Origin of the sequence: Stenotrophomonas sp. SPM, from assembly GCF_003105135.1 — a bacterium.
Classification (GTDB): Bacteria; Pseudomonadota; Gammaproteobacteria; order Xanthomonadales; family Xanthomonadaceae; genus Stenotrophomonas.
The window spans coordinates 1-15,464 of the sequence record NZ_QETL01000095.1; the positions used below are offsets into that span (position 1 = coordinate 1).

Annotated in this window: 14 protein-coding genes; 7 read left to right on the top strand and 7 right to left on the bottom strand. The window is 68.7% G+C overall.

Going from position 1 to position 15,464, the window contains the following annotated elements:
* Positions 1–184: 184 nt before the first annotated feature.
* The gene (locus DCO49_RS16150; protein ID WP_116864889.1) at positions 185–562 is read right to left on the bottom strand and encodes a DUF4124 domain-containing protein; all 378 of its coding nucleotides are present in this window, start codon (positions 560–562) and stop codon (positions 185–187) included.
* Positions 563–642: 80 nt separating this feature from the next.
* Between DCO49_RS16150 and pssA the strand changes: the two genes are divergently transcribed.
* From pssA to rimI, 3 genes are read left to right on the top strand one after another with little or no spacing between them, the layout of a single operon-like run.
* Positions 643–1,419: a CDP-diacylglycerol--serine O-phosphatidyltransferase gene (gene pssA, locus DCO49_RS16155; RefSeq protein WP_108767665.1), complete on the top strand. Its 777-nt coding sequence runs from the start codon at positions 643–645 to the stop codon at positions 1,417–1,419.
* Positions 1,416–1,922: a hypothetical protein gene (locus DCO49_RS16160; protein ID WP_116864879.1), complete on the top strand. Its 507-nt coding sequence runs from the start codon at positions 1,416–1,418 to the stop codon at positions 1,920–1,922. Before pssA ends, DCO49_RS16160 begins: the two co-directional genes overlap by 4 nt.
* Positions 1,919–2,416: a ribosomal protein S18-alanine N-acetyltransferase gene (gene rimI, locus DCO49_RS16165; protein WP_116864890.1), complete on the top strand. Its 498-nt coding sequence runs from the start codon at positions 1,919–1,921 to the stop codon at positions 2,414–2,416. Before DCO49_RS16160 ends, rimI begins: the two co-directional genes overlap by 4 nt.
* A gap of 42 nt (positions 2,417–2,458) precedes the next feature.
* Here the strand turns inward: rimI and DCO49_RS16170 are convergent, their stop codons facing one another.
* The 4 genes from DCO49_RS16170 to DCO49_RS16185 all read right to left on the bottom strand — a co-directional run bounded on the left by DCO49_RS16170 (position 2,459) and on the right by DCO49_RS16185 (position 8,302).
* Positions 2,459–3,295, bottom strand: a complete 837-nt coding sequence (locus tag DCO49_RS16170; protein WP_116864880.1) for an EamA family transporter — start codon at positions 3,293–3,295, stop codon at positions 2,459–2,461.
* A gap of 105 nt (positions 3,296–3,400) precedes the next feature.
* Positions 3,401–6,229 (bottom strand): valine--tRNA ligase, encoded by a 2,829-nt coding sequence (locus DCO49_RS16175; RefSeq protein WP_116864881.1) that lies wholly within the window; start codon positions 6,227–6,229, stop codon positions 3,401–3,403.
* A gap of 72 nt (positions 6,230–6,301) precedes the next feature.
* Complete coding sequence (locus DCO49_RS16180; protein WP_108745936.1) at positions 6,302–6,727, bottom strand: DNA polymerase III subunit chi; 426 nt, start codon at positions 6,725–6,727, stop codon at positions 6,302–6,304.
* Between the two features lie 96 nt (positions 6,728–6,823).
* Positions 6,824–8,302 (bottom strand): leucyl aminopeptidase, encoded by a 1,479-nt coding sequence (locus DCO49_RS16185; RefSeq protein WP_116864882.1) that lies wholly within the window; start codon positions 8,300–8,302, stop codon positions 6,824–6,826.
* A 104-nt stretch (positions 8,303–8,406) separates the two neighbouring features.
* Between DCO49_RS16185 and lptF the strand changes: the two genes are divergently transcribed.
* Together lptF and lptG are read left to right on the top strand one after the other, a co-directional pair.
* Positions 8,407–9,489 carry an LPS export ABC transporter permease LptF gene (gene lptF / locus DCO49_RS16190; RefSeq protein WP_116864883.1) on the top strand — a complete coding sequence of 361 codons (1,083 nt, stop codon included), beginning with the start codon at positions 8,407–8,409 and terminating at the stop codon, positions 9,487–9,489.
* Complete coding sequence (lptG, locus tag DCO49_RS16195; protein ID WP_116864884.1) at positions 9,486–10,586, top strand: LPS export ABC transporter permease LptG; 1,101 nt, start codon at positions 9,486–9,488, stop codon at positions 10,584–10,586. The genes lptF and lptG overlap by 4 nt, the downstream gene beginning before the upstream one ends.
* Before the next feature lie 26 nt (positions 10,587–10,612).
* Here the strand turns inward: lptG and DCO49_RS16200 are convergent, their stop codons facing one another.
* The gene (locus tag DCO49_RS16200) at positions 10,613–11,104 is read right to left on the bottom strand and encodes an RDD family protein (RefSeq protein WP_116864885.1); all 492 of its coding nucleotides are present in this window, start codon (positions 11,102–11,104) and stop codon (positions 10,613–10,615) included.
* A 56-nt stretch (positions 11,105–11,160) separates the two neighbouring features.
* Between DCO49_RS16200 and xerD the strand changes: the two genes are divergently transcribed.
* The gene (gene xerD / locus DCO49_RS16205; RefSeq protein WP_116864886.1) at positions 11,161–12,138 is read left to right on the top strand and encodes a site-specific tyrosine recombinase XerD; all 978 of its coding nucleotides are present in this window, start codon (positions 11,161–11,163) and stop codon (positions 12,136–12,138) included.
* A gap of 98 nt (positions 12,139–12,236) precedes the next feature.
* Positions 12,237–13,022, top strand: a complete 786-nt coding sequence (locus DCO49_RS16210; protein WP_116864887.1) for a DsbC family protein — start codon at positions 12,237–12,239, stop codon at positions 13,020–13,022.
* Positions 13,023–13,145: 123 nt separating this feature from the next.
* Here DCO49_RS16210 and DCO49_RS16215 read toward each other — a convergent pair whose 3' ends face one another.
* The gene (locus DCO49_RS16215) at positions 13,146–15,260 is read right to left on the bottom strand and encodes a glycosyl hydrolase family 18 protein (protein ID WP_116864888.1); all 2,115 of its coding nucleotides are present in this window, start codon (positions 15,258–15,260) and stop codon (positions 13,146–13,148) included.
* Positions 15,261–15,464 lie beyond the last annotated feature (204 nt).

Genomic DNA, 15,464 nt, shown 5'->3' on the forward strand with positions numbered 1-15,464 from the left:
GCACTGCTTCGCAAGCGCCCGAACGCACAGCCGCCAGCGGCTGGGCCGGACCCCGGAGGGGGGTTTACGGCGTGTCCTGCAAGCCCACACCGCCCCGCCAACCCACAGGAAACCAGCTTTTGACGTTGATGCTGCCTTGGCTTGCAAGCAGGTGCAGGGCTGCAAGCCCTGCCAAAAAAGCCCCTTAACCCGCCGGCGGGCAGTAGGCCTTGATCGCCGCTTCGGCCAATCCCTTCTGCGCGTTGCGCTGCTCCGGCGTCAGCGCGGTATCGGCCTTGCCGTCCCCGTCGGTGTCCTGCATGACCTCCCCGCTGCCGTCCAGCAGGGCCACGTTGGCGCGGGCGGTGCTGCACTGCTCTGGTACCGGCGCGGCCTCGGCGGTGGCCGGTGCGGCCGGCTGCGTGCCGCGGGCCTGCTCCCGGGTTTCGTATTTGCCCCCGGCCGGCGGCGTCTCCGAATACTGGGTCACGCCCTTGGCATCCTTCCACTTGTAGACAGGTCCGGCCACCGCGTTGGCACTGGCCAACAGCAGCAGGCATCCCAGGCAGGACAAGGCACGCATGGCAAACTCCGCAGAATGGGCGTAGAACGCCGATTGCAGCATTGCCGCCGACGGCTGGCAAGTCGATTAAACTGGATTCCATGGACCCGATCACACCGCCGCCGCGTTCGCGCACGATTTACCTGCTGCCCAACCTGTTCACCACCGCCGGCCTGTTTTCCGGCTTCTACGCGATCATCGCGGCGGCCAATGGCGATTTCGTCAATGCCAGCATCGCCGTGTTCGTGGCAGCGGTGATGGATGGCCTGGACGGTCGCGTCGCGCGCCTGACCGGCACCAGCAGCGAGTTCGGCGTGCAGTACGACTCGCTGGCCGACCTGGTCAGCTTCGGCATGGCCCCGGCGCTGGTGATGTACCACTGGTCACTATCGGAGCTGAAGTACGATGGCGAACTGCTCGGCCGCCTCGGCTGGGCGGTGGCCTTCCTGTATGCCGCCTGCGCGGCGCTGCGCCTGGCCCGCTTCAATACCCAGGTGGCGGTGGTCGACAAGCGCTGGTTCGTCGGCCTGGCCAGCCCGGCCGCGGCCGGCCTGATGATGTCCTTCGTCTGGGCCTTCGCCGATGGCGGCCTGGGCTGGAATGGCAACGAGCTGCGCTTCGTCGCGCTGGCCGTCACCGTGGTCGCGGCCCTGCTGATGGTCAGCCGCATCCGCTTCTGGAGCTTCAAGGGCGGTGCCGCCAAGGGCACCCGTTCCGACCGTGTGCCGTTCCTGGTGCTGGCGCTGGTGCCGATTGCCATCGCCATCGCGGTCATCGACCTGCCGCGCGTGCTGTTCGTGGTGGGCATCCTCTACGCGCTGTCCGGCCCGGTGATGTGGGCCCTGCAGCGCCTGCGCAAGAAGCCCGAGGCGGCGTGAGCGAGGACCTGCCCGTGTTGTGGTCCCCGGCCCAGCAGGCCTGGCTGCAGGCCATGGGCTACACCGTCTTCCACGATGGCCAGCTGGCCGCCGAGCTGGACGCGGCCCTGCAGCTGAGCGTGGCCGAGGCCGAAGCCGCGGCCGCACCGGCGCGCAGTGAAGCGCCACGGCAGCCGCAACGCCAGACTGATGCGCCGACCGAACGCGCGCCGGCCCCGTACGAACGCCCGGCACCGCCAGTACGGACCACCCCGGTGGCTGCACCGGATACGGCGCCTGCCGCATCGCGGCCGCTGCCCAGTGGCAACGCCCGGCAGCCGTCGGTACGCCTGCCTGACCGCCTGCAGATCGCGCTGCTGCGCGCATCGGGCTGCAACCCGAATGACCCGGCCACGCAGGCCCTGATGGACAGCTGGCCGCTGGAACAGCTGCGCCGCGATCCGAAGGCCAAGCGTGCGCTGTGGCCGCAGCTGCGCGCGCTGCGCAAGCGGGGCGCGCCGTGAGCGCGGTTGCCCGGCCGGGCCCGGTATCGATGCGCGCCCTGCGCGAAAGCGACCTCAATGCGGTGATGGCCATCGAGGTGCGTGGCTATCCCTACCCTTGGACCCGCGGCATCTTCCTCGACTGCCTGCGCGCCGGCTACCCCGGCCTGGCAATGGAACGCGACGGCCTGCTGATCGGCTACGGCGTGCTGAGCCTGGCCGCCGATGAGGCCCACGTGCTCAACATCTGCATCGATCCGCTGGAGCAGTCGCACGGCCTCGGCCGGCAGCTGATGCGCGCACTGGTGCGCCTGGCCGTTGACCGCGGCGCGCAGCGCGTGTTCCTGGAAGTGCGGCCGTCCAATACCCCGGCGCTGGCGCTGTACCACAGCGAAGGGTTCAACGAGATCGGCCGCCGCCCGCGCTATTACCCGGCCGCCAACGGTCGCGAGGATGCGCTGGTGATGGCGATCGAGCTGGTCAACGACGACCTGCAGACGATGCCGCCGCTGTAACGGAGACGGTTTACCGCTGCGCTCGCCGGGCATGGCCCGGCGCTACCGTGGTGTCAAACGCAGCGCCAGCACGCCAGCCACGATCAATGCCGCTGCCAGCCAGCGCACCCGTGGCACGCGTTCGCGCAGCACGAACACCGAGATCAGCAGCGCGAACAGGATCGACGATTCGCGCAGCGCCGACACCATCGCCACCGGGACCTGGGTCATCGCCCACAGCGCCATCGCATAGGACGCGGTGGTGCCGAAGCCACCTGCCAGCCCCAGCGGCCAATGCTGGCGCGCGTAGGCCAGCACTGCGCCACGTCGGGTGTACAGCGCCCATGCCGGCAGCGGGAGGCCTGACAGCAGGAACAGCCACAGCGTATAGGCCAGCGCACTGCCGGACTGGCGTGCGCCCTGTGCATCGACCAGCGTGTAGGTGGCGATCATCAGCGCCGTCAGCAGCGGCAGGCCGAGCTGGCCGCGACGTGCGCCCAGCGCCATGCACAGGATGCCGGTGCTGACCAGGACCACGCCCAGCCACGCCGCTGGCGGCAACGACTGGCCGAACAGGCTGCCGGCCAATGCGACCAGGATCGGCGCGCAACCGCGCATCAGCGGGTAGGCCAGGCTCATGTCCACCTGCTGGTAGCAGCGTGCGACCAGACCGTAATAGGTCACCTGCAGCAGCACCGACGCCGCCAGCCACGGCCAGCTGTCCGCCGCAGGCATGGGCAGGAAGGGCAGGAAGGGCAGGGCGGCAGCCGACAGCAGCGCGGCGCTGCCGGTCACCAGCACGGTGCCGAGAAACTTGTCCGGCCCGCGTTTGACGATCGCGTTCCAGCTGGCATGCAGGGCAGCAGCGGCCAGGACCAGCAGGAAGAGGGAAAGCGGCATCGCCCGATGATGCCACGGGGCAGAATGGAAACGCCGGGCAATGCCCGGCGTTTCCGATACCGCGTTGGTAGATGCCAACCTTGGTTGGCACCCGGACCACAGGCGTTACAGCTTCGCGCGCTGTTCCTGCAGACCGGCCAGCTGGGTGTTCCAGTCGACCAGGCGCACGCGCTCCTGCTCGACCACGGCCGGCGGCACCTTGTCGGTGAACTTGGCCAACTTGGCCTCGCTCTTTTCCTTCTCGCTTTCCACGCGCTTGATCTCCTTGTCCAGGCGCGCACGCTCGGCGTCGAGATCAACCAGGCCTTCCAGCGGCACCAGCAGCTTCAGCTCGCCCACGATCGCGGCGGCGGCCGGCGGGGCGCTTTCGCCTTCGCCCAGCCACTGGATGCTGTCCAGCTTCAGCAGGAACGACAGCGAGGCGCTGAAGCGTTCGATGCGCACGCGGTCCAGTGCGAGGCCGGCCTGAAGGCGCAGCGGCACCAGCTTGGACGGGGCCACGTTCAGTTCACTGCGCACGCGGCGCACGGCGCTGATCACGGCCTTCAGCCATTCCACGTCGGCCTCGGCCTGGGCGAAATCACCGGCGAACTCGTCGGCGGTCGGGTACGGGCGCAGCGACAGCGTGGTTTCGGCCAGGCCCAGGCGCGGGGCCAGCTGCTGCCACAGCTGTTCAGTGATGAACGGGGTGAGCGGGTGCAGCAGGCGCAGCAGCGCTTCCAGCACGTACAGCAGGGTGTGGCGGGTGCTGTCGGCGTCGGCCGCGTCGCCACCGTTCAGTGCCGGCTTGCTCAGTTCCAGGAACCAGTCGCAGAACTCGTTCCAGGCGAACTCATACAGGCACTGCGCCAGCAGGTCGAAGCGGTAGTTGGCGTAGTGGCCCTGTGCCTCGGCGGAGACCGCGGCCAGGCGCGCCAGGATCCAGCGCTCGGCATCGGTGCGCGGCTGCGGCACGCCGTTGAACGCGGCACCCTCGGTGTTCATCAGGGTGAAGCGGCTGGCGTTCCACAGCTTGTTGCAGAAGTTCTTGTAGCCCTCGGCGCGGTTCATGTCGAACTTGATGTCGCGGCCGTGGGTGGCCAGCGCGGCGATGGTGAAGCGCAGCGCATCGGCACCGTGGGCGGCGATACCGTCCGGGAATTCCTTGCGGGTGGCCTTCTCGATCTTCTCCACCATCTTCGGCTGCATCAGGCCGCCGGTGCGCTTGGCGACCAGGTCGTCGATGCTGATGCCGTCGATGATGTCCAGCGGATCAAGCACGTTGCCCTTGCTCTTGGACATCTTCTGGCCCTGGCCGTCGCGGATCAGGCCGGTGAAGTAAACGTCCTTGAACGGGATCTTCCCGGTCAGATTGTCGGTGGCCATGATCATGCGGGCCACCCAGAAGAAGATGATGTCGAAACCGGTGACCAGCACCGACGACGGCAGGTAACGGTCGAAGCCACGCTCGGCCATGGCCTGGGCATTCGGCCAGCCCAGGGTGGAGAACGGCCAGATCTGCGAGGAGAACCAGGTTTCCAGCACGTCGCTTTCCTGGCTCAGCACCACGTCGCTGCCGAGGTTGTTCTTTGCGCGCACTTCGCCTTCGCTGCGGCCGACGTAGCAGCTGCCGGTGGCGGCATCGAACCACGCCGGAATGCGGTGGCCCCACCACAGCTGGCGGCTGATGCACCAGTCCTGGATGTTGTTCATCCAGTGGCGGTAGGTGTTGATCCAGTTCGGCGGCACGAAGGCGATCGAACCGTTCTCCACGAGCTCCAGGCCACGACGCGCCAGCTCGTCCATCTTCACGAACCACTGGTCGGTCAGGTAGGGCTCGATCACCTGGCCGGTGCGGTCGCCGCGCGGCACCTGCAGCTTGTGCGCCTTGGTCTCGACCAGGATGCCCAGGTCTTCCAGTTCGCCCAGCACGGCCTTGCGCGCTTCGTAGCGGTCCATGCCCTGGAAGCGTTCGGGCGCGTTTTCATTCAGCGCCGCCACCGGTGTGAACAGGTTGATCATCGGCAGGCTGTGGCGCACGCCCACCTGGTAATCGTTGAAATCGTGCGCCGGGGTGACCTTGACCACGCCAGTGCCGAACGCGCGATCGACATAGTCATCGGCGATCACCGGCACGCGACGGCCGGTCAGCGGCAGCACCACGCTCTTGCCGATCAGGTGCGCATAGCGCTCGTCTTCCGGGTGCACCATCACCGCGGTATCGCCCAGCAGGGTTTCCGGGCGGGTGGTGGCCACGACCAGGTAATCGCGGGTTTCGCGCAGGGTTTCCACGCCGTCGGCATCGCGCTCGACGTGCTCGTAGCTCAGGCCTTCATCCAGCGTGTAGGCGATCGACCACAGGAAACCGTCTTCCTCGGCGCTCTCCACTTCCAGGTCTGAGATCGCGGTCTTCAGCACCGGATCCCAGTTGACCAGGCGCTGGCCGCGGTAGATGAGGCCCTGCTCGTGCCAGCGCACGAAGGCCTCGATCACCGCTTCGGACGGCTGCGGGTCCATGGTGAAGGTGCTGCGCGACCAGTCGGCCGAGGTGCCCAGGCGGCGCATCTGCCGCTCGATGATGTCACCGGACTGCTGCTTCCACTCCCAGACCTTGCCGATGAAGCCTTCGCGGCCCAGCGAATCGCGGGTCTCGCCCTTGCCTTCCAGCGCCAGGTTGCGGCTGACCACCATTTCGGTGGCGATCCCGGCATGGTCGGTACCGACCTGCCACAGCGTGTCGTAGCCGCGCATGCGGTGGTAGCGCACCAGCGCATCCATCAGGGTCTGCTGGAAGGCATGGCCCATGTGCAGGGTGCCGGTCACGTTCGGCGGCGGCAGCAGGATGGTGTAGGGCTCGCCCTTGCCGGACGGCTTGAAGTGGCCGGCCTTCTCCCAGGCCTCGTAGAGGTCGGTCTCGAAGGACTTCGGGTCGTAGCTGGAGGCGAGTTGGGTCATGCGGGGGAACCAGGAGGTAATCGTTGAAGGATCAGGGCAGTGGGGCGGCCCATCAAGGGGGCCACGCCGCGCTCACATGTCGTGCTTGTTCAGGTCGTAGCCGGCGGTCTTGTACTGGCGCCAGCGTTCGCGCAGCGGTTCGCGCGCTTCCGGGTCGGCCGGCACCACTTCCAGCACGCGCTCGCACTGGCCCAGCCAGGGTTCGTCGCGCAGGTTGATCACCAGCGGGCGCATCGGCGCCTCGTCCCCCGGGATGGAAATCAGCACCACGGCCTCTTCCTCGTCCACGTCCTCGCCGACGATCTGGTGCGGGATGTAGGCATCCTCGTCGAACGACCAGAGCAGTTCGTCCAGCTCTTCGGCCTGGGCCTGGTCGCGGGCCAGCACCAGGGCGGGCAGCCCGGCATCGTTGGCCTTGCGCGCCAGTTCGCAGACCAGGCGCAGCGGCTCGGTCAGGAAACGGGGCTTGGCGATCAGGTAGAAATCAGCGCGGGGCATGGCAGGGTCCGGGTCGGGCAGGGGCCCGGCGTGCCGGGCGGGGGCAGGCCGGAGGATGCCCCGGCCGGCGGGCGCCGGCCAGGGGCAGGTACGGCATCAGGCGCGGGCGACCTGGTCCAGTAGCCACTGGCTCAGCAGGCCGACCGGGCGGCCGGTGGCCATGCCACGCTTGCCTTCGTCGCTGGCCACGCCGGCGATGTCCAGGTGGGCCCAGCGCTGGCCTTCGGCGAAGCGCGACAGGAAGCAGCCGGCGGTGATGGCGCCGGCCCAGCGGCCGCCGATGTTGTAGACGTCAGCGAAGCTGGAATCCAGCATCGGCTGGTACTCATCCCACAGCGGCAGGCGCCAGGCGCGGTCGAACACGTGCTCGCCGGCGGCCAGCAGCTCGTTGGCCAGGTCGTCGTGCTTGCTCATCAGGCCGGCGGTCTGGTGGCCCAGGGCAACCATGCAGGCACCGGTCAGGGTGGCCACGTCGACCAGCGCGGCCGGCTCGAAGCGCTGCGCATAGGTCAGCGCGTCGCACAGGATCAGGCGGCCTTCGGCGTCGGTGTTGCCGACTTCGATGGTCTTGCCCGACATCGAGGTGATCACGTCGGACGGACGGTACGCGTTGCCGTCGATGGCGTTTTCCACCGCCGGCACGACCACCACCAGGTTCAGCGGCAGCTTGGCCTTCACGGCGGCGACGAAGGTGCCGATGACGTTGGCGCCACCGCACATGTCGTACTTCATCTCCTCGATGCCGCCCTGGGTCTTCAGGTTCACGCCACCGGTATCGAAGGTGATGCCCTTGCCGACCAGCACGTACGGCTTGGCGTCGCCGCCACCGGACCACTTCAGCACGACCAGGCGCGGGCGGTTGGCCGAACCACGGGCCACGGCCAGCAGCGAGCCCATGCCCAATGCTTCCATCTGGTGCTCATCGAGGATCTCGGCTTCGGCGCCGTCGTGCTCGCCGGCGAACTTCACGCCCACTTCAGCCAGGTAGGCCGGGGTGCAGTAGTTCGGCGGCAGGTTGCCCAGCTCGCGGGCGAACTCGACTCCGGCAGCGATGGCCTGGCCCTGGGCCAGGGCCTGGGCGTCGTCACCGGCGATGGCCAGCTGGGCCAGGCCGGCGTCATCGGCCTTCTTCTTGCCCAGGGTGGCGGTGTAGCGGTAGGCGGCGTGGTCGGCGGCGATCACCGCCTGGCGGATCGCCCAGGCCGCGTCGCGGTCCTTCACGGCCACTTCGGACAGGGTGAACAGCGCGCTGCGGGCGGCGCCGGCCTTGAGCGCGCGCACGGCGTCGCCGACGGCCTTCAGGTACTGCGGGACGCCGAAACGGGCGGCTTCGCCCAGGCCGACCACCAGCACGCGCGGGGCGCTGACGCCCGGCAGGTCATGCAGCAGGGTGGTGGCGCCGGTCTTGCCGGACAGGTCGCCGCGCTGGGCCAGGGCGGCCAGGCGGCCACCGCTGGCGGCGTCCAGGGCCTGGGCGGCCGGGGTCAGGGAGTGGTCGGCATAGGCGCCGACGACCAGGCAGTCGACGCCGGCGGCGGCCGGCGCGAGGTGGTTCAGGGTGAATTCGAGGGCCATTGAGCAGATTCCATTGGCGAGTCCGTACAATCGCAGGCCGTTTACGCCCAGACAGTAGACTGGGCGGCACCGCGAACGAACCCCAGAGTTTAAACCACCGCCCCATGCTGAAGCTCGACCGATACCTGCTGGGCGATTTCGTCCAGAGTTTCCTGGCTACCCTGATCGTCCTGCTGGTGGTCAGCGTGGGCGGCGTGCTGGTGGACATCCTCGGCAACATCGCCGACGGACGGCTGCCGGCCAAGCTGCTGTTCTCGCAGCTGGGCCTGCAGTTCATCGCCTACATGCCGCTGATCCTGCCACTGGCACTGATGCTGGGCCTGCTGCTGTCCATCGCCCGCCTGTACCGCGATTCGGAAATGGCGGTCATCACCGCCATTGGCGTGGGGCCCAAGCGCCTGCTGCGGCCGCTGCTGATGCTGGTGGTGCCGGTGGTGCTGCTGGTCGGCGCCTGCTCGCTGTGGCTGGGCCCCTGGGCCGGCCGCACCGCCGAGCAGATGATCCAGGATGCCAACCGCAGCGTACTGATGGCCGGCCTGGAGCCGGGCCGCTTCACCCCGCTGCCCAATGGCGGGGTGGTCTACCTGTCCTCGATCTCGCCCGATGGCACCAAACTGGGCCGGGTGTTCCTGCAGCGGCAGAAGGACGACCGCCTGGAAGTGGTCTCCGCCGCCGGTGGCCGCATGTTCTTCGAGGGCAAGCAGCAGCGCTTCCTGGAGCTCGACGACGGCCACCAGGTGGAGGGCCCCGTGGCCGGCGCGCTGGACTACCGCCTGGCCACCTTCGCCCGCAATGACGTGGCCCTGCCCGACGGTGCCCAGGCCAAGGACGAGGATGACCCCGAACTGATGCCGACCCTGCAGCTGCTGGGTGACGACCGCGCCGAGGCCAAGGCCCAGCTGCACCGCCGCATCGCCCCGCCGCTGATTGCCCTGGCCTTCGCCCTGCTGACCGTGCCGCTGGGCCGCAGCTCGCCGCGCCAGCAGCGCTATGGCCGGATGATGCTGGCCCTGCTGGCCTACATGGTCGGCACCAACCTGATGTTCATCGGCAGTGGCTGGATCGCCAACGGCAGGATTCCGCCTGCCGTCGGCCTGTGGTGGCTGACCCTGCCGCTGCTCGGCTTCGCGCTGTGGATGTATTTCCGCGATGGCCGCCTGGCGCGCCCGAAGGGAGCCCGCGCATGAAGCTGCGACCGATGCGTTTCGATTTCTACCTGGGCCGTGCGGTGTTCACCACCGTGCTGCTCACCTGGGCGGTGCTGACCGGCCTGGACGTGGTGATGGCCTTCTCCGGTGAGTTCAAGGACATCGGCAAGAACGGCTATTCGCTGGGCCATGCCGCGGCCTGGGTGCTGTACACCGTGCCGCGCCGGGCCTACACTTTCTTCCCGACCGCCGCGGTGATCGGCGCACTGATGGGCCTGGGCCAGCTGGCCGCCACCTCCGAGCTGACCGCGCTGCGCGCGCTGGGCCTGTCGCGCAAGCGCCTCAGTGTCTCGGTGGCGATTGCCCTTTCGCTGCTGACCGGCCTGATGGTGATCAGTGCCGAGACCCTCGGGCCGTGGGGCCAGAACCGCGCCGACGCGCTGAAGATGAGCGCCAAGTGGGGCACCAATGCGACCACGGCCCGCTATTCGGGCCTGTGGGCACGCGAGGGGGACACCTTCCTCAACGCCGCCAGCGGCGAAGAGCAGCTGGTCGGTGACAAGGGCACACGGCTGATTCTGCGCGACGTGCGCCTGTACCGCATCGCCGAGGACGGCAACATCGCCTCGCTGACCCACGCCGCCACCGCCGAGCACGACAAGGACGGCTGGGTGCTCACCGGGGTCAAGCGTGACACCTTCGCCGAGCGTGGCGCGACCCGCGAGGAAGCCGCACGCGAGCCTTGGGATTCCAAGCTGGATGCCGGCGCGCTGGCGACCGGCATCTCCAAGCCGCGCAACCTGAAGTTGAGCGAGTTGAGCACCAGCATCGAATACCGCGAGCGCAACGGCCTGGATGCCCGCGATTTCGAGGATATCTACTGGAGCCGCTGGTTCTACCCGTTGAACGTGCTGGCGCTGTGCCTGGCCGCCGTGCCGTTCGCGTTCGGTTCGCTGCGCAGCGGCGGCATGGGCAAGCGCCTGTTCCTGGGCATCCTGTTCGCGCTGGGCTTCTGGCTGCTGCAGCTGTTCTTCGGGCGCATGGCCGGTGCGCTGAAATTCGATTACCGCATTGCCTACGCGTTGCCACCCATCGTGATGCTGGCGGTATCCGGCTGGCTGTTCCGGCGCAGGTAGCGCCCGGCCATGCCCGGCGGGTTTTCTCAGCGCTTCGGCATCCGCACCACGCGGGTGCCGCTGGCGCGGTCGTGCCAGGTCAGTCGCTGCCGGTCCAGCCACGCCCACCAGAAGCCCAGCCCGCCCAGCAGCAGCGACAGCGTGGCCACCGCGTAGCGCAGCCACAGCTGGCGGCGCCGCAGCGGCGTGCCATCACGCGATTCGAGCTTCAGCCGCCACGGCCGCATGCCCAGGGTCTGCCCGCCGCGGCGCCAGCTGGCCGTGGCGTACCACCCGGTCACCGCCCAGCACACCGCCCACAGCAGCCACTGCCAGGCGCTGAAAGGCTCGATGTTCTCGCGCTGCGCATGGCCGCTGAAGGTGTAGGCCAGGGTGAACAGCGTGCCGGCCAGCATCCACAGCGCCAGCACCGGCAACGCGTCATAGACCATGGCCAGCACGCGCCACGGCAGCAGCGCACGCGGGCGGGGCGTTTCGGTGGCGGCCGCAGTGGCCGTGTCGGTGGCAGGGCGGGACATGCGCCGAGCATACGCAAAGCTGGCCGCGCCCGCAGTGGCCCTCGTATCCTGCACGCATGGCCGTCATTTCCACCCCTGCCGAACGCCGCCAGCTGGTCACCCAACTGCCGGAACTGCGCGCCGACGACAGGGTGCGCATCCAGCGCTTTCTCGATGCGATCTGGGCCGAGAACGGCCTGGCCCGCGCCACCCTGGAGAGCTACCGGCGCGACCTGGAAGGGCTCGCGCGCTGGATGGATGGCCGCGAGGGCGGCCTGGCCGGCATCGAACGCCCGGGCCTGTTCGATTACCTGGCTTGGCGCACCCGCCATGGCTGGTCGCCGCGCAGCAACGCGCGCCTGCTGTCGGCGCTGCGCGCGTTCTTCGCCGATGGCGTGCGCCGCGGCGAGCGCAACGAAGACCCCAGCGCGCTGCTGGACCCGCCCAAGCTGCCCCGGCTGCTGCCCAAGGCGCTGGCCGAAAGCCAGATCGACGCCCTGCTGGCCGCGCCGGACATCGACAGCCCGCTGGGCCTGCGCGACCGCGCCATGCTGGAACTGATGTACGCCGCCGGCCTGCGCGTGAGTGAGCTGGTGCTGCTGCCGGCCACTGCGGTCAACCTGCGCCAGGGCGTGCTGCGGGTGACCGGCAAGGGCAGCAAGGAACGCCTGGTGCCGCTGGGCGAGGAATCGCAGCACTGGCTGGAACGCTACCTGCAGCAGTCGCGGCCGCAGCTGGTGGGCAAGGGCAAGGTGCACGCGCTGGCCGATGGGCAGACGCCGTTGTTCATCGAGCCGAGCCTGCATGCGCTGACCCGGCAGGCGTTCTGGCATCTGGTCAAGCGTCATGCGCAGGTGGCCGGCATCGATCCGGCGCGGATCAGCCCGCACGGCCTGCGCCACAGCTTCGCCACGCACCTGTTGAACCGGGGCGCGGACCTGCGCGCGCTGCAGATGCTGCTGGGCCACAGTTCACTGTCCACGACCCAGATCTACACCCTGGTGGCGCGCGAACACCTGCAGAAGCTGCACGCGCGGCACCACCCACGCGGCTGAATGGACCGCACGGGGCGTCACACGGGGCGTGTGCACGGTCGCGGCCCGTCACACGGGCCTGTGTCAGAATCCGGGGTCTGATTCCCAGCGGATTGCCCATGTTCCGATTTGCCATCGCTGCACTGTTCAGCGCGGTCAGCCTGACCGCCTGCGCCCAACCGGCTCCGCCCGCCGCCAAGGCCCCGACGGCCGCTGCCGCCAAGGCCAGCCCGGGCGCCAACGGCGCCTCCGAACAGACGGTGCGCGCCGCACTCGCCACGCTCATCCCCGGCTCCAAGGTGGATTACATCGGCTCGGCGCCGTTCCCGGGCTTCCGCGAAGTGCTGGTGTCCGGCCAGCTGCTGTACGTGTCCGACGACGGTCGCTACCTGTTCCAGTCGCAGCCCTACGATATCCAGGCCAAGGGCCCGGCCAACAGCGAAGGGCTGCTCGGCTACCGCCGCGACCTGCTGGCCAAGGCCAACCACGGTGACCGCATCGTGTTTGCCGCGCCCAATGCGAAGTACACCATCAGCGTGTTCACCGATATCGAGTGCGGTTACTGCCGCAAGCTGCACCAGGACATCGCCGAGCTCAACCGCAACGGCATTTCGGTGGAATACCTCGCCTTCCCGCGCATGGGCCTGGGCAGCAAGGACTACGTCGACATGATCTCGGTCTGGTGCGCCGCCGATCGTCGCCAGGCACTCACCAACGCCAAGCGTGGCGACAGCGTGCCGGCGAAGAACTGCACCAACCCGGTGGCCATGCAGTACGCGCTGGGCCAGCAGCTGGGCGTCAACGGCACGCCGGCGATCTTCGCGGCCGATGGCACCCAGCTGGGTGGCTACCTGCCGCCGGCGCAGCTGCGTGCAGCGCTGGAAAAGCTGTCCGCCAAGCGCTGACCGTAATGTCGCCGGGCATGGCCCCGCACTACCGTGGGATGGCCGGGTAGCGCCGGGCCATGCCCGGCGGATGTTGAATCCATGGGGAAAGCCGGGGACGCGGTGCGTCCCCGGCGTTTTTGCTTATTTCAGGCCATCACTGACCGCCTTGGTCAGCGTGCCCTGCGCATCGTCACCACTGAACTCCCAGACAAACGCACCACCCAGGCCCTGCGTTTTCACATAGCCCATCTTGCGGGTGATGTTGGCCGGGGTGTCGAAGCTCCACAGCGTGCTGCCGTTGTAGATCCAGGTGGCACCGGCGGTGTTGTCGGTATAGCCCTGCCAGGCCAGGTTCTTCAGCACCTTCCAGTCTTCGATGCCGGCCTCGTAGGTGCCCGGCGCGGCGCCGCCGGCGGTCTGGTACATGCCATTGTTGCCGCTGGCCACCCCGGTCCAGCCACGACCGTAGTAGCCGATGCCCAGGTTGAGCTTGGCCGCAGGCACGCCGCGGCTGATGAAGGCCTCGATGGCGTCGTTGCTGTTGTACAGCTTCTGGTCGCCGGTGGACGGATCATTCGGCGAATCGAACAACGCCGACTGGTGATTGGTCTTCGCATCCCACGCACCGTGGAAGTCGTAGGTCATCACGTTGATGTAGTCCAGGTACGGGTGGTACGCCGCCGGGTCGGTGACGCGGATCTTGTCGATGCCTGCACCCACCGCCACCGTCAGCAGCAGGCCCGGCCGCACCGCATCGAGCTGGCGGCGGAACTCGGCCATCAGCGCGGTGAAGTTGGCGTTGTCCTCCGGCTTGCCACATTCGATGCCGCAGGCCACCGGGTATTCCCAGTCGATGTCGATGCCGTCGAACACGCCCAGCGCCGCGCCGGTACCCCCGGCACCGTCGGTCACCGGCAGGTTGCCCTTGATGTAGGCATCGATGCAGGAGGCGACGAAGGCCTGGCGGTTTTCCGGGCGTGCTGCGCTGGAGAAGCCGCGTGACCAGGTCCAGCCGCCCAGCGAGATCAGCACCTTCAGGTTCGGGTACTTGGCCTTGAGCTGCTTGAGCTGGTTCCAGTTGCCGCGCAGCGGCTGGTCCCAGGTATCGGCGCCGCCGCTCACGCTCTCACCCGCGCCGAAGGCCTTGCTGTAATCGGCGAACGCATCGCCGCCGGCGCCGGTGTTGGGGTCCGACGCCTGGGTGATGCCCACTTCGCAGCGGTTGTTGCGCACGTTGCCGAAGGCGTAGTTGATGTGGGTCAGGCGCGCGGCCGAGCCGCTGCTGTCGATGTTCTTCACCCGGTAGTTGCGGCCGTAGATGCCCCATTGGGTGAAGTAGCCGATGACCCGCTTGCCGGTGCCGCCACCGTCACCGGCCAGCGTGGTGGCGCTTAGCTCGGTGCCCTGTGCCGAGGCGTTGCCGGCGTTGTCGCGGGCGCGTACGCGGTAGCGGTAGGTGGTCGAGGCGCTCAGGCCACCATCGACGTAGCTGGCGCTGGATGGCGAGCCGACCAGGCTGCCGTTGCGGTACACGTCGTAGCCGGCCAGGCCGCTGCCGCCGGTGTTGTCGGTGGACGGGCTCCAGCTCAGCGCGATGCTGCTGGCGGTGCGGGTGCCCACGGCGAGGCCGCCGGGCACGCTGGGCGCGGTGGTATCGCCGCTGGCCGCGTTGACGGTGATGGTGATGGTGGGCGTGCTTGTGGTGGCGTTGTTGTTGTCGGTGGCCACCGCGCGCAAGGTGTGGCTGCCGGCGCTGGCGTTGGCCCAGCTGGCGCTGTAGGGCGTGCTGGTGTCGACGCCGATCGAGCTGCCATCGCGGAAGAACTCGACCTTGCTGACGCTGCCATCCGGGTCGCTGGCCGTGGCGCTGACGGTGACCGTGCTGCCGGCGCTGAAGGTGGCGCCGTTGGCCGGCGAAGTCAGGCTGACCACGGGCGGCTGGTTGACGCCGCTGCCATCACAGGCGCCGAGGTTGGTGTAGTAGGGCGCGCCGGCCGGATGGTCCGGCGGTGCGTTCCAGATGTCCTGGTTTGCCCGATAGAGGACGCCTCCCTTCTGCAGGGTGTCGCCGGCCCGGTAGATCCTGGCCTGGTCCCACTGCGCCACGCCGGCACAGCTGGCGGCCTGTGCCAGGCCGGGCAGGGCAGCCGCCCCGGCGGCGAGGGCCAGCAGCCAGGCCAGGCGGCGCGGGCGGGGTGAGCGGGAGGAACGTTCGGCACTGCGTACATCGGCACTCTGCACAAGCTTGTCGTACATGGCGTGTCTCCGACTTCCGGTGGCGCGCGGGCCGGATGGCGCCGCGCGTGACGCAGGTCCGGACGTCGCCCGGGAGAGGGGCGACGGTGGGGGCGGACGGGGTACCTGGCTGACCGGGGAGAGAGTCCGGGGCCAAGTAGGGACAACGTTGTCATCAATTGCCGTGGCAATCCGTGAACGAGTGCATGGTTCCGGCATTCCGGC